At 45.1% G+C, this 18,001-nt stretch carries 18 protein-coding genes; 9 read left to right on the top strand and 9 right to left on the bottom strand.

Annotated features, from left to right (window positions below):
- Positions 1–12 precede the first annotated feature (12 nt).
- The gene (locus tag LZG75_RS03890) at positions 13–1,473 is read left to right on the top strand and encodes a mechanosensitive ion channel family protein (RefSeq protein ID WP_233935456.1); all 1,461 of its coding nucleotides are present in this window, start codon (positions 13–15) and stop codon (positions 1,471–1,473) included.
- Here LZG75_RS03890 and LZG75_RS03885 read toward each other — a convergent pair.
- Both LZG75_RS03885 and LZG75_RS03880 read right to left on the bottom strand, forming a co-directional pair.
- Positions 1,460–2,404, bottom strand: a complete 945-nt coding sequence (locus LZG75_RS03885; RefSeq protein WP_233935454.1) for a hypothetical protein — start codon at positions 2,402–2,404, stop codon at positions 1,460–1,462. The genes LZG75_RS03890 and LZG75_RS03885 overlap by 14 nt on opposite strands.
- Positions 2,405–2,434: 30 nt before the next feature.
- Positions 2,435–3,604: a GNAT family N-acetyltransferase gene (locus LZG75_RS03880; protein WP_233935451.1), complete on the bottom strand. Its 1,170-nt coding sequence runs from the start codon at positions 3,602–3,604 to the stop codon at positions 2,435–2,437.
- Positions 3,605–3,696: 92 nt separating this feature from the next.
- Here LZG75_RS03880 and LZG75_RS03875 point away from each other — a divergent pair, with 92 nt between their 5' ends.
- The gene (locus LZG75_RS03875; protein ID WP_233935448.1) at positions 3,697–4,980 is read left to right on the top strand and encodes an amidase; all 1,284 of its coding nucleotides are present in this window, start codon (positions 3,697–3,699) and stop codon (positions 4,978–4,980) included.
- 8 nt (positions 4,981–4,988) lie between these two features.
- On the opposite strand, the gene LZG75_RS03870 is transcribed toward LZG75_RS03875, so the two are convergent.
- From LZG75_RS03870 to LZG75_RS03855, 4 genes are all read right to left on the bottom strand, one after another.
- Positions 4,989–6,014: a cytochrome d ubiquinol oxidase subunit II gene (locus tag LZG75_RS03870; protein ID WP_233924909.1), complete on the bottom strand. Its 1,026-nt coding sequence runs from the start codon at positions 6,012–6,014 to the stop codon at positions 4,989–4,991.
- Complete coding sequence (locus tag LZG75_RS03865; protein ID WP_233924911.1) at positions 6,002–7,354, bottom strand: cytochrome ubiquinol oxidase subunit I; 1,353 nt, start codon at positions 7,352–7,354, stop codon at positions 6,002–6,004. The genes LZG75_RS03870 and LZG75_RS03865 overlap by 13 nt, the downstream gene beginning before the upstream one ends.
- Before the next feature lie 103 nt (positions 7,355–7,457).
- Positions 7,458–8,081 carry an NTP transferase domain-containing protein gene (locus LZG75_RS03860; protein ID WP_233935444.1) on the bottom strand — a complete coding sequence of 208 codons (624 nt, stop codon included), beginning with the start codon at positions 8,079–8,081 and terminating at the stop codon, positions 7,458–7,460.
- A gap of 15 nt (positions 8,082–8,096) precedes the next feature.
- Positions 8,097–8,333: a hypothetical protein gene (locus tag LZG75_RS03855; RefSeq protein WP_233935442.1), complete on the bottom strand. Its 237-nt coding sequence runs from the start codon at positions 8,331–8,333 to the stop codon at positions 8,097–8,099.
- A 110-nt stretch (positions 8,334–8,443) separates the two neighbouring features.
- On the opposite strand from LZG75_RS03855, the gene LZG75_RS03850 reads away from it, so the two are divergent.
- Together LZG75_RS03850 and LZG75_RS03845 are read left to right on the top strand one after the other, a co-directional pair.
- Complete coding sequence (locus tag LZG75_RS03850) at positions 8,444–9,667, top strand: Coenzyme F420 hydrogenase/dehydrogenase, beta subunit C-terminal domain (protein ID WP_233935440.1); 1,224 nt, start codon at positions 8,444–8,446, stop codon at positions 9,665–9,667.
- Positions 9,664–10,287: a 2-hydroxychromene-2-carboxylate isomerase gene (locus LZG75_RS03845; protein ID WP_233935438.1), complete on the top strand. Its 624-nt coding sequence runs from the start codon at positions 9,664–9,666 to the stop codon at positions 10,285–10,287. The genes LZG75_RS03850 and LZG75_RS03845 overlap by 4 nt, the downstream gene beginning before the upstream one ends.
- Here LZG75_RS03845 and LZG75_RS03840 read toward each other — a convergent pair.
- On the bottom strand, positions 10,276–11,868 hold the full coding sequence (locus LZG75_RS03840) for a 4-hydroxyphenylacetate 3-hydroxylase family protein (protein ID WP_233935436.1): 1,593 nt from the start codon (positions 11,866–11,868) through the stop codon (positions 10,276–10,278). The two genes, LZG75_RS03845 and LZG75_RS03840, sit on opposite strands and share 12 nt — an antisense overlap.
- 74 nt (positions 11,869–11,942) lie before the next feature.
- Between LZG75_RS03840 and LZG75_RS03835 the strand changes: the two genes are divergently transcribed.
- From LZG75_RS03835 to LZG75_RS03815, 5 genes are read left to right on the top strand one after another with little or no spacing between them, the layout of a single operon-like run.
- Positions 11,943–12,482: an isochorismatase family protein gene (locus LZG75_RS03835; protein WP_233935434.1), complete on the top strand. Its 540-nt coding sequence runs from the start codon at positions 11,943–11,945 to the stop codon at positions 12,480–12,482.
- Between the two features lie 11 nt (positions 12,483–12,493).
- Entirely contained in the window at positions 12,494–13,702 is a 1,209-nt protein-coding gene (locus LZG75_RS03830) for an acyl-CoA dehydrogenase family protein (protein WP_233935431.1), read from the top strand.
- A complete protein-coding gene (locus LZG75_RS03825) occupies positions 13,703–14,485 on the top strand; it encodes an SDR family NAD(P)-dependent oxidoreductase (RefSeq protein ID WP_233935428.1) in 783 nt (260 codons plus the stop codon).
- Between the two features lie 11 nt (positions 14,486–14,496).
- Positions 14,497–15,558, top strand: a complete 1,062-nt coding sequence (locus LZG75_RS03820; RefSeq protein WP_233935427.1) for a phosphotransferase family protein — start codon at positions 14,497–14,499, stop codon at positions 15,556–15,558.
- A 49-nt stretch (positions 15,559–15,607) separates the two neighbouring features.
- Positions 15,608–15,964 (top strand): phage holin family protein, encoded by a 357-nt coding sequence (locus LZG75_RS03815; protein WP_233924938.1) that lies wholly within the window; start codon positions 15,608–15,610, stop codon positions 15,962–15,964.
- Between the two features lie 107 nt (positions 15,965–16,071).
- On the opposite strand, the gene LZG75_RS03810 is transcribed toward LZG75_RS03815, so the two are convergent.
- Both LZG75_RS03810 and LZG75_RS03805 read right to left on the bottom strand, forming a co-directional pair.
- Positions 16,072–16,590 (bottom strand): c-type cytochrome, encoded by a 519-nt coding sequence (locus tag LZG75_RS03810; protein WP_233935424.1) that lies wholly within the window; start codon positions 16,588–16,590, stop codon positions 16,072–16,074.
- Between the two features lie 77 nt (positions 16,591–16,667).
- A complete protein-coding gene (locus LZG75_RS03805) occupies positions 16,668–17,969 on the bottom strand; it encodes a sorbosone dehydrogenase family protein (protein WP_233935423.1) in 1,302 nt (433 codons plus the stop codon).
- Positions 17,970–18,001 lie beyond the last annotated feature (32 nt).

Below are 18,001 nucleotides of genomic sequence, written 5' to 3'. Positions count from 1 at the left end.
TCAAAAAATATTATGAGCGTACCTAATTCTCGCGTCTTTCTACTTCCTAAGACCATTCTTTGGATCGTCATCACCCTTAATTTTGGCCTGATGATTTGGCTAGATAAATTAGCCGATAGTCCTTGGGGCTGGAATGCCACCGACCTTGAAAAAGGCTCGATGAATCTGCTAGTTGATGGTCTGGCTATTTTCCAATTTGTCTTGCTTGCCTTTACGCTCGATCAAATCATGCGTTTTAGTGTTATCCGCTACAACACCCTCTCGCAAAAAGTGCATGTGCCAGCAATTATTATTCAGCTGAGCAGCATTCTTGTTTATTCGGTAGTAGGCTTGGTTGCCTATGTTTTGCTCTATGACCATTCCTTCAGCCACATATTAGCTACTCTAGGGGCCCTCAGCGTAGGTATTGCTTATATCTTTAGAGATCTGATCGCTGAAGTTGTCAGCAGCATTACAATCCAAGCAGACCGCCTAGTTTCAATCAATGATTGGCTTGAAGTAAGCCATGATGGTTCAAAAGAATATTTACAGGTGAAAGAAATTGATCACCGCATGGTAGTCCTTAAAAATATTTTTGGTCTCACTACGCGCATGTATAACCAAAAGTTTTTAGGCATGTCCTTCATTAACTTATCCAAACAAGAAGGAGGGGTTTGGTCACGGCGCCGCTTTGAGTATCAACTCACGGCACGCAATAATCCCGAGCGCATTTTAGCGATTATGAATTTAGCAATGACCCACGTTATTGAAACACATCCTGAATTTAAGCCTTGGCATTTCTGCTCACTTGCTAGCATTCAAGAAGGGGCAATTTCCTATTTAGTGCTATATGAGTGTTTGCCTGAGGTAGTTCCATATCAAGCGCAAAGTATCATTTTGCTCAGCTTTATTCGTTTCTTTAAGGCAGCTGGAGTCAATCTCAATCGCCTGGAGGCCCAACACCCTCTTGAAAATTTTACTGATACCCAGAATCGCCTTTTAGACTCTTACGAATTAGGTATCTTAAGACTGCTCAATAATGAAGAAATTACTGCCCTCTCTAACGTAATTAAAACCAAGTATTGCTACGCAGGTCAGCCAATTATTAAAAAGGGCGCTGAAGAAGATTGGATGTATATTATTTCAGAAGGCTGTCTGGAAGTGAAAATCGCTGATAAAACCGGTGAACTTAAAGTCGTGGCAACCCTCTGGCCAGGTGATTTTGTGGGAGAGATGTCCATGCTCACTGGTGCGGTTCGCTCGGCTGATGTATTTGCCAAAACAAATGTGATTCTGCTCGAAGTATCTAAAGAAAATATTGCACCTTTATTAGACTCTAACCCTGAATTAGTGAAACAATTTTCTGATGTCTTGGCTCAACGTCAAGCGCAAAATGAAACCTTTGCAACTCAAGACGGTAAAGACAATACGATTGCCGCTGCATCAAAAAGTATTACTGCAAAAATTCTGCATTTCTTTCTTAAGAAGAAATAAGCTTACTTTTTTGTAACTGCTCGATGAGTTCCATGCGGCTGGCATTGAGGGCTAAGCGCTGAGCATGCGGTCCCAAGAAATCAATGTGCTGTAAAAATTTGAGACGACCATCGGGGGCCATCAGTATCTGTGCTTTGTCGGGGTAATGGGGCTGCCATTCGGCAGCAAGCGCCTCGGTTAGTACAAGCCCATGTGTCGGTAAGGAGCTAGCCAATAAATCTGCTTCCACCATCAACATACTCAGATAATTTAATTTAGTCGGCGGTGGGCTGGTGCTCTGAATGATGTTGAGTAGGGTATTTAAATACATTGGGTCGGTTGCTAAAATAATGGTTTCAACCTTGGGCATGAATTCATCAATAAAATTGCTAGGTAAATTCAGGGCTCGTAACCAGAAATTAATTTTTTCAATGGACTTTTTTTCAATCTCAAACAGTTGCGTATTCATCATGCCAGGGTGACCAAAGTCATGACCAATCGCACTAAATAGCAAAATCCAAGGCTCCTCCGCTACTAAAAACCAAGGATTACTAGCGTCGATCATGCCTGCCAAACCTGGCTTTCTCTGAATGCTTTGCTCATTGTTATTGGCTACATTTTGTTGTCCAAGTAGCAAGGTAATGCCTAAACATACATCCTTAAAATGGCTGCGAGAATGATAGGCTGGTTCGGCTTGTAAGCCGAGGTTATAAGCCTCGATCTCCATACTTAATTGCAGGCAAAGTGCCTTATAGGGATTATTTTCATAATCAAAACCTTGCCAGACCGGCGATTCAATCAAGAGTTTAACCAATGCGGCAAAAGATAACTGTTCGAATGCTGGGTTAGTGAAAATCAAATCGAGGTCTGCGGCAATTTGCGCTGGACTCAATGTGGGATTTTCCTCTAGCTGCGCCTGAAATTGCGCCAACCAAGCTAAATCATCTTTCATTTAGTCATTTCCGTAGCTTAAACAAATCTCTTATAAGTCTGCAGGTATTTTGTGTAGATTTTTTTGTACTCGTTGCCACTCAGCTAACACATGATCACGCACTACCTCTCCTGTTTTCCGCGCACAGACAATATCCTGGGCATCAACTCGCTGATCTAACAGGCATTGCAAGCGTAAAATATCTCCCCCCGGTTCAAAATTAGGTAGCCAAGTAGCCCAGAAAAAGCCTAATTGCTCTAAGGCTTCAATTTCTTGGGCAGCCAAGGGATTATGCAATGGAATATCTAAATAAATTACTGGCGGTGAAAATGGTTTTAGATTTTCAAGAACACTTGCTACCTGTTGTACTAGATCATCACCTAGAACCGTAATGCGTAAGTGTGCTGGAGCACCTTGATGAGCAATGACTGAGGAGATCTGTGATACTTGTTTTGCTTTTACTGCCACTGATGTGCCAATCAGCTTTCGGTGCAGATCGAGCGGCGTAAGTAGTGTAGTAAAAAAAGAATGATGATGTAGCGGCAAATAAACATGATATTTTTGATCACTCTGTTGACTTGTCGGTAGTTCTGCTGGTCGATCAGATTTGATGGGAATATAAAAAGGGATGAGTGAATGGCGTACTCCTGTTAAGTTATTTAATCCAGCCATTTGTACGTCGCCCGGTTGGCCATTAATCAAGAGGCCCATTTCCCCGCCACCAGTAGAAATAACCTCATCTTGGCTAAAGGGATGATTACTGACGCAGGCGGCCCAGTAACCGGTAATTCCCATTTCCTCGGCATATCCCCGTCGAACCTTAGCCAAACGATCTGAAATATGATGACCCCGATAGCGCGGGTCAACTACTAGCTTAGCAGCTTCTGGTATGGGGTCTGCTATATCTTCAAAGCTCAATGCACAGTGCCCCACCACCTCACCCTGCGGCGTAAGCGCGACAATAGAAAACATTGAGCCCTCGCTCAAAGCGGCGGCAATTAACTGCGGCTGATACATCATGGGGTTTGGGTAACTGGCCCCATAACAACGGTAAATACATTGGGCTAGACTCAAGGCGTCGCTAGGCTCCATTTTGCGCACCTCAAGTTGAGCTGCCTCTGCCTCTGAAACTTGAGTAGAATCATGCGCTAGCACTGGGGTATTGCCGAATAGTTTTGTCAATAATGGGGAATGATCTGGCATATGCTTAAAGCTCAACATTTTTAATACATAATATAAAACACTATTATCAGCCAACTTGAAAACATCTGTAAGAAGTCCTCCTTATTCCAAATTCTACGAGATACCAAGCAATGACGCTAAATGATCTTAGTCTGATTGAAGCCTGCCAACAAATACAAGCGGGTGAACTCGATCCAAAAAAATATCTTCGTGCCTGCTTTGATTGTGCCAATACCCTTGAGCCAGAATTACATGCTTTTGTTAATCGTGCCTCGCTGGAAACGCTCTTACAGAATGCAGGTGAAATGAATAGCGGCCCACTATGGGGAATTCCCGTAGCGGTGAAAGACATTATTAATACCGTCGATTTACCCACCACCAATGGCTCACCAATCTATGCAAACCACCAACCCACCAGTGATGCTGAAATTATTGGCCTGATTAAGCAGTTAGGCGGCTTAATTTTTGGCAAAACAGTGACTACTGAATTTGCTTGGCGCAATCCAGGACCAACCGTAAACCCCTGGAATCCCTTGCATACTCCTGGCGGTTCATCGAGCGGGTCAGCTGCGGTTGTTGCCAAAGGCATCGTCCCCTTAAGCCTTGGAAGTCAAACCTTAGGCTCAATCATTCGCCCAGCTGCGTATTGTGGCGTGGTTGGTTTTAAGGCAAGTTATGGCGTCATCCCTAACGGCGGAGTCTTTCCTTTTTCGCACTCTTTAGATCATGTAGGTTTATTTACCCGCTCGGTTGCCGATATGATCTTTGCATTTAATTTAATTATGACGCGGCCCCACCAGTCGACAGCTAAGGGCGCTTCCCGTATCGGCATTCTGAAAACGCCCTACGATGCAAAAATGAGTGACGAGCAAGCGCGTACGCTAGAGTTAGCAGTAATACAACTGGCTAAGGCAGGAATAGAGGTTGAAGAGATTGTGCTGCCCACTAGTTATGCTGCTGTATTTGAGTCGATCTTCTGCATGATTGAAACTGAGGCAGCAGTTGTACATCAACATCACCAAGAAAATCACTCAGCTGAAATTAGCGAACATATTCATGCTCTGGTTAAAAACGGGTCTGCTTATACTTCCGCACAATATAGTGCAGCAATGCAACTACAAGCCCATTTAAAAGAAGACATAAAGCAGTATTTTAAAACGGTGGATGTTTTTCTCACAGCACCTGCTACAGGTGAAGCACCCTTTGGAATTCAAGCAACTGGTGACCCCATTTTTTGCTCACTCTGGAGTTTTCTAGGCTTGCCTGCGATAATTATGCCCGTAGCCCGCTCTAGAAACGATTTACCCTTAGGCCTTCAATTAGTAGGGCAATTTCAAGGCGATGATAATTTATTGCAAATTGCTAAATTAGTTGAAGACGCACTAAACAAGGCACGTAAGCCAGCATTAAATTGATTACTTACTTAATAGTAAGACAAAGGTTGTGCCTTGCCCCAGAAGATCCAATAAGAATAAATTGTGTAAAGGATGATGGTGGGCAGCACAATGACCGCGCCCCAGAAAATAAACCACAAGGATTCGGTGGCTGCAGCCGCTTGCCAAATCGTCATTTGATCGATAATCAAATAGGGAAATAAACTATAAGCAATCCCAAGGAAGGCGAGTAAAAATATCACAATGGTAAGAACAAATGGGTGCCATTGCAAATGCAACTTGCCTGAATCTAAATGATTTAAAGACCGATAGATTAAAAAGAAGCAGACCAAGGTTAAGAGCGGTAAAGGTGACAACCATACAATATTTGGGAACACAAACCACTTCTGCATAATGCTCGCGCTGAAATAAGGCGTAGCTAAGGAAATTAACCCAACGCCTGCAGCCGTCAGCCACAAACTTTTACGCGCCCAGCCTACCGCTTTAGCCTGCAGTTCATCCGTGGTTTTCATAATCAACCAGGTCGAACCCAAAAGCATATAACCCATTGGTAAACACATCGCTACCAAAGCAGCAAACAACCAGCCTAAGAGCCCTGAATCAAAGCCTACAATGTAGCGGCCAATCATCACGCCTTGCGCCATCGCCGCAATGATGCTGCCTAAGTGAAATAAATAATTCCAAATGGGTTTATGTTGCGCTTCTGCTTTTACTCTGAAGTCAAATGAAACGCCGCGCAAAATTAAGCCCGCCAACATGGCGGCTACCGGAAGATACAGATTAGTCAAAATAATGCCATGGGCAATTGGAAAAGCCACTAATAAAACCCCCACGCCCAGCACTAACCAAGTTTCATTCGCGTCCCAAAAAGGCCCGATGGATGAAATCATGGCATCTTTTTCTTTATCGTTCGCGCTATTTAATAAGATGCCCACCCCTAAGTCATAGCCATCTAACACGACATAAGCAACCATGGCTACACCCATTGCACCCAGGAAGAAAATGGGCAGCCAACCGGCTGCTTGGGCAAGATCGGGCCACACTAATAAGCCCATGTCACGCCCCCATCCGTATTTGCCTGACGCTTTTCATTAGCTGGCAAATCGGCTTGACGAGCCAAATGAAAAACGACCGCAATGTAGCTAATAATTAAACCAATATACAAGGCTAGATACATCAATAAACTACTGAGAACCATCCCAGTAGGCAGTTTAGTAACCGCCTGTGCAGTGGTTAATACGCCTGAAACCAAATACGGTTGCCGCCCAATTTCCGTAACATACCACCCTGCTACTACCGCAATCCACCCTGAGAACGTCATTCCCAATAAAGCCCGAAGCATCCACTTCGGCAATGAGCGCTGACCTCTTGAAAGCCAAACAGCAGCCCAAGATACCAACATCATTAAGACCCCTACGCCAACCATAATCCGAAAAGCAAAAAAGACCGGAGCTACGGGTGGAATTTTTTCAGGAAACGCTTTTAAACCTTGCACCTCACCATCAAACGAATGGGTGAGATAGAGTGAAGCTAATTTAGGAATGCTGATTTCAAAATCATTTTTTTGTTCTTTGCTATTGGGAATCGCAAAGATCACTGCTGGCGCACCTTTTTCCGTATTCCAAATACCTTCCATCGCAGCAACTTTAGCGGGCTGATATTCCAAGGTATTTAAACCATGTGAATCACCCACATACATCTGCAATGGAATTAAGATAGCGGCAGTGATGATGGCCATTCTGAGGACCGCAGCATTCGCAATCGATGTACTGCCTCTGAGCGCCCGATAAGCAGAAATGCCTGCTAATAAAAATGCCACGGTTAAAAATGAGGCAATGAGCATATGCGTAAAACGGTAAGGCATCGATGGATTAAAAATAACCTCGAGCCAATTACTAATATGGGCTTTACCATCGATCATTTTAAAACCTTGGGGCGTTTGCATCCATGAATTTAATACAATGATCCAAAAGGCAGAGAGGGTTGTACCAAAAGCGACTAGAAATGTCGCTAAGGTGTGCACTCCTCGAGAAACACGCTTAGCACCAAACAACATGATGCCGAGAAAAGTTGCCTCTAAAAAGAAAGCGGTTAACACCTCATAGGCCAACAATGGTCCAGCAATATTACCGACCGTTTCCATATAACCTGGCCAATTTGTACCAAACTGGAAACTCATCGTAATACCGCTGACTACACCCAAGGCAAAAGTTAAGGCAAAAATCTTGACCCAAAATTGATAGGCCTGAGCCCAATATTGCTCACCAGTGCGATTACCTTTTATTTTGAGATATAAAAGAAACCAACCCAGCGCGATGGTAATCGTGGGAAACAAAATATGAAAAGTAATGTTCGCACCAAACTGAATGCGACTTAATAGCATCGTATCAATCATCTAAAACTCCGCCTCTAATAAACCCCAATTAACTCTATTTTGCGCTTGATTACAAAGTCTTGCTGAAGATGGGCTCGAGCAGTGCTGGACAAACCCCACCGGTTCACGGAGTCTTTTGCGTCAATATGTTTAAATCTTCGGGGGTATCGATATCGATTACAAAGTGAGCATGATCGGTTTTCAAAAAAGTAATCAGCTCAGGATGTAAATCAGCGTATTGACGGCAACTCAATTGCTCCGTCGAAGCCAAAATAGCGCGCATCACTGCACCAGAAAAAAGTACCGGATTGCCCCGTTGTCCAGCAACCTCTGGAATCAAAATAATTTCGGGCGCACTGGATAAGCCACCCTTGAGATTAGCAAGTTGACTAAATTCTTCTAGCAGTAAAGTGAGTTCAGCGCGCCCAATAAACGGCTGATCACACAACAGCATGATGATGACATCGAACTCGCTACCGAGGGCTTCAATTCCTAAACGAACCGAGCTTGCTTGCCCGAGTTCGGGCGTGGAATTACGCACTACCTGGACAGGAAATAGTTGCGCAATGGTTTCAACTGACTGATAGTAATAACCAGTCACCACCACTACTTCACTTACACCAACCGCATATAAAGCAGTTAAATGATGCTCAAGAAATGACAGGCCCTGCAGTTTAAGCAGGGCCTTGGGTAACCCCCCAATGCGACTACCTTGTCCAGCAGCTAGTAAAACCGCTCCAATGCGCATCAGGGAAAAACAAGCTTATTTGCGAATGTGGGCGTGGCGAGCCGCGTCTTGCGACATTCCAGCGCCAGACTTTCCATCCATCGCTTCTTTTTCAGCAGTAATCTCTTTACGGCGTTCTTTACAAGCAGTCGTAATCTCTTGCAATGCCTTACGGGCACGGGTTGCTGATGCTTTAATGCCTTTTTCTTTGAACTTTTCATTCTCAGCTTGGTACGCCTCAAAACTAGCGATTATTTTTTCGTGATGTGACATTTTTTTCCTTTTAGAGCAAAACAATGAGGGACTACCAAATCAGTATATCGTGCTGCTATGCCCTACATTGGTGCATGAAAATAAAGGCATAAGTCGGGTATAAAGGTGCCATGACTTTGAACCTACAAGCCTCGGTTGATAACCCCTATCGGAATTTATGTACCGACTGTGGTATTTCGCGGAGTTCCGACCCTAAACGGTGTGGTCGAGCGTGCCAATTTATTCAGCCAAAGTACCCTGAATTAGAGACACAAATTCACGGTCGTGCCCGCGACCCACTGCGCCCAGATGAATTGCACTTTGGCCCTTTTTTGCGCATGTTGCGAGCCAGCTTAAAGCAGCCTAGCGCTGGCGCGCAATGGACCGGGATCACCACCCGCATTGCTGAGTGCTTACTGGAAACCAAAGCGGTGGATGCCGTACTCACCATGACAGCCGACCCAGAAGATAACTGGCGGCCAAAACCCATTTTGGTCGATAAGGCTGCCGATTTAGCGCAATGTCGAGGTATGCGCATGGGTTATGCCCCATTACTTTCTTTGTTAGAACCAGCAGCCGCTAAAGGTTATAAAAAATTGGCCGTAATTGGGATTCCGTGTCAGGTTTATGCACTGCGTGCTTTAGAAAAAGAATTGGGCTTTGATAAGTTGTATGTTATCGGCACACCCTGCTCTGATAACACCACTACAGAAAACTTTCATGATTTTTTAGCGCTCGTTACCGACCAAGCTGAAAATGTCATTTATCTGGAATTTCGGGCTGACTACCATGTTGAAATTCGTTTTAAAGATGGTACCAAACGTGAAATTCCTTTTTTACAATTACCCCTATCCACTTTGCCGAATAATTTCTTTCCTTTAACCTGTCGCACCTGTGTTGATTACACAAACGTCTTGTCTGACATTACCGTCGGTTATATGGGTGGTGAAGGTCAGCAGTGGTTATTGGTACGCAATCAAACTGGGGAAGAATTACTCAAATTATTGGGCGATGAGGTGACTCTTACAGTACCAGGTAGTGCAGGTAAACGTTTCTCTGCTGTAAACGGCTTTATTAAAAATGTGAAATTGGCGGCGGGTGGTTTGCCACTGCGCAAAATGCCAGATTGGTTAAGGCCGCTTGTCGGTTGGCTCATGCCCCGCATTGGGCCACGTGGGCTGGAGTTTGCACGTGCGCGGGTGGAAATGAAGGCTATCGAAACCGTCTTACACTTACGGCGTGAACATCCTGCACGAATTGCCTCAATGGTGCCAAAACACATTTGGCCTTTAGTGGAACCTTATGATTTAAAGCCAGCGGCAAGTGAACTTCCTACCCCTAAGCAATCATTATGAAACCCCCAGCTAATTTTTACTACGACATTATTTCGCCTTATGTCTATTTTTTTCTCAAGTTACGTAAACCACTTGAAGCGCTTGTCGATCTAAAACCGGTCCCCATTTTTTTCCCTGGTTTACTGCGCCTACAAAATAATCGTGGGCCAGCTGAAATTCCTGAAAAAAGAATCCATACCTATACCTTCTGCGTATGGAAAGCCCAACAACTGGGTATTCCCTTTCAGTTTCCGCAGCGCCATCCATTTGCTTCTGCTGCTGCACAACGCTTATTACTACAAGAAGGTGCTGACTTCGCGATGATTGATAAAGCCTTTGATTTCGTTTGGGGTCATGGCGGCGATCCTGAAACCCAATGGAGTGAATTTTGCCTGGCGCTCGGTTTACCTGCGAGCACTGCAAAACCAAGCACTGCAGAGATCAAGCAAGCTTTGATTGCCAATACTGAAAGCGCAAATCAAGCTGGTATTTTTGGGGTGCCCAGCGTTAAAGTCAATCAGCGGGTCTTTTGGGGCTCTGATGCCATTCCCTGGATCTTAGATTTTCTTGAACGCCCCACCATGTTTGCTGAAGCAGCCTATCAGGCAGCAATTTATGCCGAGAACCCCTTACTCCCCTGAATTTTTTAAGGTCTGCGGTAAGTCAACCATGATGGCTGTGCCTGGCACGGTACAGCCTTGATCACAACATTTGCCTGCTTGGGTGTTTTGGGTAATCGGTCGCTCTGCTTGAAGTTCAGAAGGGTTGCTCTCATGAGCAAGCACACCGCGGTTCAGTAGACGTTCTACCAAGGCTACTTTATCGCCAAGCGGATAGTTACGATAAATTTCCCGTTTCATTGCTTCTGGTGACCCGCCACCATGCAAACTAATTACCGAATACCAACCACCTTGATACGACGCAGTTAAGTCTTCAATAAAGCGTGCGGTTTCAATGCGGTTGTCATAAGGAATAGCTGGGTTTGCGCGCAAGACATCGGCCAAATTTGCCGCAGTCGCCGGATTATGATCTTCATCAGGCCCTGGTAAAGCCACAATTAAACCACCAGACACATCATGTGCAATGCGCTGCATATCGTAAATTTGGGTGGCTAATAAAAGTTTGCCAATATTAGAGTAAACCGCATCGGGCATAAAGCTTTTTGAAAACGGATCACGCGTCGCGTATACCGAGGCAGCTACACCACAAGCATAAAATCCTTCGGTTATTTTGATTAGATCAACCATTTGGTCGCGTAAATGACCTTCGTCTTCGGGATTAAAACCATTGGCTTCGCACATTAAGGCGCCAGCACCAATTAAAAGGTCACCAAAACCAGCGCGTGCGCCAATACAACTATGGCGATGATGCGTAGCATAAGAGTGCGTCAGTGCTCCCGAATACTCCCATTCATCAGCATAAAAAACTTTTTCCCAAGGCACAAATACCTTGTCAAACATAACGACCGCAGTAGATTGACCATAGCGATTCGAAAAGAGTGCTGCCTTCTCGCCAGGCCTGCCTGCAGGCCGCGCAACCATCGTAATGCCTGGAGCGTCGATTGGTACAGCACAGCAAACTGCAAAGGCCGCATCAGCAGCCAGCATATTGCGGCCCGGCATCACCAATAACTCGTGCACATAAGGCGCGCCAGTCACAATCGCTTTAGTTCCCGAAATGACAATTCCTTTAGCGTTGCGCTCAACAATATGCACATAACTATCGAGATTAGCTTGTTGATGCGGGCGTTTACTGCGATCGCCTTTAGCATCAGTCATGGCAATTCCCAAAGTTAAATCGCGCTCTTGCACCTCATGCAAATAGGCTAAGAACTTTGCGCTATTTTCAGTGGTGCCCTTGGCATCATCAATTTGCGCTGACACTTGATAAATTGCATTTAAGGCATCATGGCTTAAATAGCGTTGTGCGCATCCCGTTTCTTGACAAAGCAAACGCACTGCTTCTAATTTATTCAGTAAATCACCAGCACTCTGATTAATATGCAAAAGTCGATTGACTGTTTTGCCGCTGCTCTGCTCAGTTGCCAACATTAATGGCTTAAATTCCTCACGCAAGGCATAGTCATAGGTCACACCAATGGCATTAATCCCTGGGGCAAAACCGGGCTCATCCGCTACCGAGGTAACCAAGCGGCCATTCAAATATACCGTGGGTTTATAAGACCGCAGAGAATCGCGGTATTCATTTGCAGACATCAACATAGCGCTACCTTTAATGAGTAATACAAGTAGTGTAAACAAAGTCTACAATTGGCTCTAGAACCTGAAAGATCTTTATGTTGATCACTGCCAATAACTCTGTACTCGTCATGATTGACCTACAAAAACGTCTCATGCCGGCTATCGCTGGAGGTGAGTCGGTCTTACAGCAATGTTTACGGCTTGGTCAAGCCGCCCAATTACTACAAGTGCCTATTATTGGCACAGAGCAAAATCCTGCGAGTCTCGGTGATAACTTACCGGAGATTAAAGCGCTCTGCCAAACCACCATCAGCAAAACCTATTTTGATGCCTGTCATGATGGTTTATTAATTGAACTAGATAAATTTAAACCCGCGCGTCAACAAATAATTTTAGTGGGTTGCGAAACTCATGTTTGTGTACTGCAAACCGTATTTGGTTTAATTGCAAGTCAGTATCAAGTAACGATCGTGGTCGATGCCCTTGGCTCGCGCCAGACGCTCGATAAGGAGACTGCAATTGAACGCATGGAAAAAGCGGGTGCCAATCTGGTGACAAGCGAAATGCTCATTTTCGAATGGTTGCAAACCAGTAATCGACCTGAATTTAAATCTATCCTTAAAATCATTAAATAAATCAAAATAATATGGATTTTTCTCTCGACCCCCAAACGACAGAACTGCGTGAACGCACCAAACGCTTTATCGCCGAACAAGTCATCCCCTTGGAAAGTGAACTTGATCACCATGCACATGGTCCAAGTGAAACCTTACGGAATGAATTAATCGCGCGGGCTAAGAAAGCAGGCCTACTTACACCCCATGCCTCAATTGAATTTGGTGGCTTAGGCTTAAGTCATGTTGCTAAAGCCGTCATCTTTGAAGAGGCTGGTTATTCTTGTTTAGGTCCTACTGCACTTAATATTGCCGCACCCGATGAGGGCAATATTCATTTAATGGAAGCGGTTGCCAATGCAGAGCAAAAAGAGCGCTGGCTGCGCCCACAAGTTCAAGGCCTTACTCGCTCTTGCTTTGCGATGACCGAACCGCCCCCAGGGGCTGGTTCAGACCCTGCCATGCTCATGACTACTGCCACTCCCGATGGCGAGGATTATTTAATCAATGGCCGGAAGTGGTTTATTACCGGTGCAGATGGGGCTGATTACGCCATCATCATGGCACGCCTTGAAAATACTGCACCAAACAGTGCAGATGCCAAGTCAAGCGGTCCTGCTGCGACGATGTTTCTGGCCGATATGAAACAAACCGGTATTGAATTAGTGCGTAATATGGACGCGCTGGACCAATGTTTTACAGGGGGTCATGGTGTTATTGATTTTAAGAACTTACGCGTACCAGCTAAAGATATCTTAGGAAAATTGGGTGAAGGTTTTCGTTACGCCCAAATTCGTTTAGCGCCCGCCCGTTTAACCCACTGCATGCGGTGGTTGGGCCAAGCCCGCCGCGCGCAAGACATAGCCTTGCAATACGCGATTAAACGTACTGCCTTTGGCATGCCACTATCTCAACATGAGGGGGTAGGGTTTATGTTGGCTGATAACGATATGGATTTACAGACTGCCCGTCTACACACTTTGCATACGGCTTGGCTTTTAGATCAAGGTGAAAAATGCAACTATGAATCGAGTCGTGCAAAAGTCGTTTGCTCAGAAGCTGAATGGCGTGTCGTCGATCGTTGTGTACAAATTTTAGGTGGTCAAGGGGTCACAGGCGAGACGCCGATTATGCGGATTTTTACTGATATGCGCGCCTTTCGGATTTACGATGGCCCGAGTGAAGTCCATCGTTGGAGCATGGCGCGAAAATTGGTCAAAGCTGCCCAGGACAATCAATAAATGGCGCAAGATCTTTTCCGCTTAGACGGTAAAACTGTATTAGTGACTGGTGCATCTAGTGGTCTAGGACGGCACTTCGCCCTGCTTATGGCGCAAGCTGGGGCAAGCGTGGCTTTAGCGGCACGACGTATCGATGTCTTAGAAGACTTAGTTCAAGAAATCAATTCAGCTTCACCAAAGTCTGCGGATGTAAAAGCCAAGGCATTTCAACTCGATGTGAGTAATGCGCAACAAGTGAGTCAGTGCTTTGATCAGCTTGCTGCTTGGCATTTGCCGGATGTGATCATCAATAATGCTGGCGTTACCATCACTAAACCCCTGTTACAGCAAAGCGAGAGTGATTGGGATCAAGTCATCGATACCAACCTTAAAGGCGCTTGGCTAGTAGCTACCGAAGCCGCAAGGCGACTAGTAGCTGCCAACAAACCAGGCAATATCGTCAATATCAGCTCTATTCTCGGTGAGCGCGTTGCGGGTGGTGTTGCGCCCTATGCGATCTCTAAAGCGGGCGTACTGCAACTGACAAAAACCATGGCACTTGAATTGGCGCGCTACTCGATTAGAGTGAATGCTTTACTACCGGGTTATATTGCGACTGACCTAAATCGGGTTTTTTTACAAAGTGAAGCCGGCGAAAAACTCCGTGCACGTATACCAAGTCGCCGTTTTGGCGAAGTGAGCGATCTTGATGGTCCGATTTTATTGTTAGCGTCTGATGCTAGCCAAGCAATGTCGGGGACCTCAATCGCGGTCGATGGCGCTCATTTAGTCAATACCCTGTAAAGCTCCGCTAAATGAGTGTGCTGATGAGTACGTCGTTTAATCTGCCTGCCTTTTCTGCCTATCTGCGCAATCATGGCATATCCACAAATAACGACTTACCCAAAGATATCAGTGAAGCCTTAATCATTAAGCCACTGAGTGGCGGCCAATCTAATCCTACCTTCTATATCGAGGCAGGCAAGCAAAAAATGGTGTTACGCAAAAAACCCGCTGGTCACTTATTACCATCAGCACATGCGATCGACCGTGAGTACCGCGTGATGGCAGCACTTGCCAAGCAGGGTGTTCCTGTGCCGCAGATGTTAAGTTACTGTGAAGATGAGTCGATTGTTGGCACGCCTTTTTTCTTAATGTCATTTCTTGATGGTCGGGTTTTAACTGAGCAAGCTTTGCCGGGTATGATCACTACTGAACGCGCTGCTATCTATTCAGAAATGAACCGGGTGATCGCCAGTATTCATGCGGTCGATTACCAAGCAGCAGATTTAGAAAGTTTTGGTAAGCCTGGTAATTATTTTTCCCGGCAAATTACCCGTTGGTCACGTCAATGTAATGAATCTAATTTACCCATTAGTTCTGCGCTGCAACGTTTAATGGAATGGCTGCCAGCGCATATTCCGCCTGGCGATGAAACCACCCTAGTACATGGTGATTTTCGGATGGATAATTTAATCTTTCATCCAACCAAGCCTGAAGTCATTGGGGTGATTGACTGGGAACTTTCAACCTTAGGTCATCCGCTTGCCGATTTTGCCTACCAATGCATGGCTTGGCATATTCCACCTAACTTATGGCGCGGTATTGGTGGCCTAGATTTGACCACCCTAGGAATTCCGACTGAAGCGCAATATGTCGCTCAATATGAAGCTAATACTGGCAGAAATTCTGCTGAACATTGGGATTTTTATTTGGCCTATAACTTCTTTCGTATCGCTGCCATCTTGCATGGCATTGCCCAGCGCGTAGTTGATGGTAATGCTAGCGGGGAAGACGCGATTGCCAATGCCCAACGATCTGAACCCCTTGCCGAGCTAGGGTGGCAGTGCGCCCTCCGCTACTCAGCAAGTCGCTAATACGACTAAATGCTGATACTATGGAAACTAATAAAACGAGGACAAAACCATGTTTGCCAACTCAACACCATTTTTAATTACCTGGGGCGTTACCGCCCTATCGCTGTGGGCAGCTAGCTACGTCTTTAGCGGCCTGAAATTTAACGACACGGGATCCTTAATTATTTCTGCTTTGGTATTAGGCTTTGCTAATGCACTAGTAAGACCGCTATTAATAGTCTTTACCTTGCCGCTCACCGTCCTCACCATGGGTCTGTTTCTGTTGGTGATCAATGCACTGGTATTGATGCTCGTTGCAAAATTGGTGAGTGGTTTTAGTTTGGCTGGTTTTTGGACCGCATTCTTTGCCAGTATCTTTATTTCGCTACTAAACGTTTTTATTAGCTCTTTGTTTACCAGTAACTAAGTTGCGATTTAAAAATCTCCACACTCAGCACCTTTTTAAATTTGAACTATTTTTATAATCGTTATAGTCCGTACAAAGTAAACAATTCTCTCAAAATAAAACTCTATTTATTTTAGTTGCGAAAGGTAATGAGCAATCGCCTTTAAATCGTCCTCATTCATGCCATAGAGCGAGGCGACCATAATAGTATCTCGCCCAGTTGCCTTATTAGAGCGAAATTGCCGCATAGTGTGCAAAAGATATTCCTCCCGTTGGCCGGCAATCCGAGGCATTTGATCTCTACCAACATAAGTTGGTAAATGGCAAGTGCCACACAAGGCTTCCTTCGAAATATACTCACCTTGTACATACAAAATTTGATTACGGATACCCGCTTGAGACTGAGCAGTTTGGCCTGCATAAAATTGAGCTATTTCAACAATCGTAGCATCACTAAATCCATCAAGTAAACCCTTCATTTCTGGCGGAATATTACGTAGACCTTCCCGTATCATGATCATTTGATTTTCAAGAAAAGTTTTTGGTTGGCCAGCTAGCGAGGGGGTGCCAACAATCTTTGAGTTGCCATCAACCCCATGACAAGCGCCACAGGCCTGTAATTTACTAGTGATACCTTGAGCAAACAAAAGCGACGTTGCGCTAGAAAAAATGATACCTAAGGCAAACGTCGCTATTCGTAAAAACAACAAAATAATAAATCTTTTTATTTAGCTGCAAGTTGCTGCTTACTATATGTCACTCTATAAATAGCACCAAGCTGCTCATCTGAAACCAACATAGATCCATCAGGCATCTGCATTAAATAGGCTGGGCGGCCCCAAAAAGACTGATCAGCTGGGTTTAAAAAACCAGTAATAAAAGGTGTTATCTTAGGATTCTTGCCATCAGCTCCTGCTTTAACCATCACCACATCGAAGCCCGACTTTTGATTACGATTCCAAGATCCCTTACGTGCAATTAATGCGGCATTCTTATACTCTGGTGGGAACATATTGCCGGTATAGAACTTGATTCCCATAGTAGCTACGTGAGTGCCCATCAAAGCAACAGGTTGCTCAACCCCCTGACAAGCATTTGCTTTCGTAATGACATTGTCGGGAAGATTGCCTTGGTGGCAATAAGGGAAGCCAAAATTTAAACCTGTCTTAGAAAGTAGGTTTAAAGTGTCATTGGGCTTATCGTCACCCATCCAATCACGCCCATGATTTGTAAACCAAAGTTGCTTGGTTGTAGGATGCCAATCAAAGCCAACGCTATTGCGCACACCCGTCGCCAAAACTTCCATTCCCGATCCATCTGGGTTATAGCGGCGAATTTGTGCATATTCTGCAGTGGGTGGCTCACAAATATTGCAAGGTGCGCCAAAGGGGATATATAGCTTGCCATCGGGACCAAATGCAATGTACTTCCAATTATGGTGCTGCTCAGGAGGTAGATTAAATTTAGCGGTTAAGTCAACTGGTGTAACGCTCGCATTTTTATCTATACCGTCAAAGCGCAATACTTTATCAATTGCCATCACATATAAAGAGCCCTTATTAAACGCAACTCCTGCAGGTTGGACTAATTTATCGACTACTATTCGATTCGTGCGCTCTTTCCCGTTATCGGTGACCTCATAAACACGGCCAATAGCACGGGTGCCAATGTAAACTTTGCCATTATCACCAAGCGCCATGGCACGTGCGCCCGGCATTCCAGTAGCCCAAACCTCAATCTTGAAGCCGGGTGGTAGCTTGAGTTTATTAATGGGAATATCACTGATTGGCGTTGCGGTCATCTTGCCTGCTAAGGGGGCCAAAGTTGAATTGGCCATATCAGGTCCCATTCCTTGCTTCCAAGCGGGGGGTGGGGCGGCGGCGGCAGGGGCTGGGGCGGCTGCTGCTTTTGGCTTCTCTGGCGGAGATGAGGCACAGCCTGCCAAGATGACAACAATTGCTGTAACTGCCCATAAAGATGCATTCAATTTGACATCGTTATTTGTGGAATTTTTAGATAAGTTCATGCTTTTCCTACTTTCTTCGGATGGATCAAAAA

This window comes from Polynucleobacter sp. IMCC30063 (genome assembly GCF_021395235.1).
Classification (GTDB): domain Bacteria; phylum Pseudomonadota; class Gammaproteobacteria; order Burkholderiales; family Burkholderiaceae; genus Polynucleobacter.
This window is presented reverse-complemented; position numbering and strand designations above follow the sequence as displayed.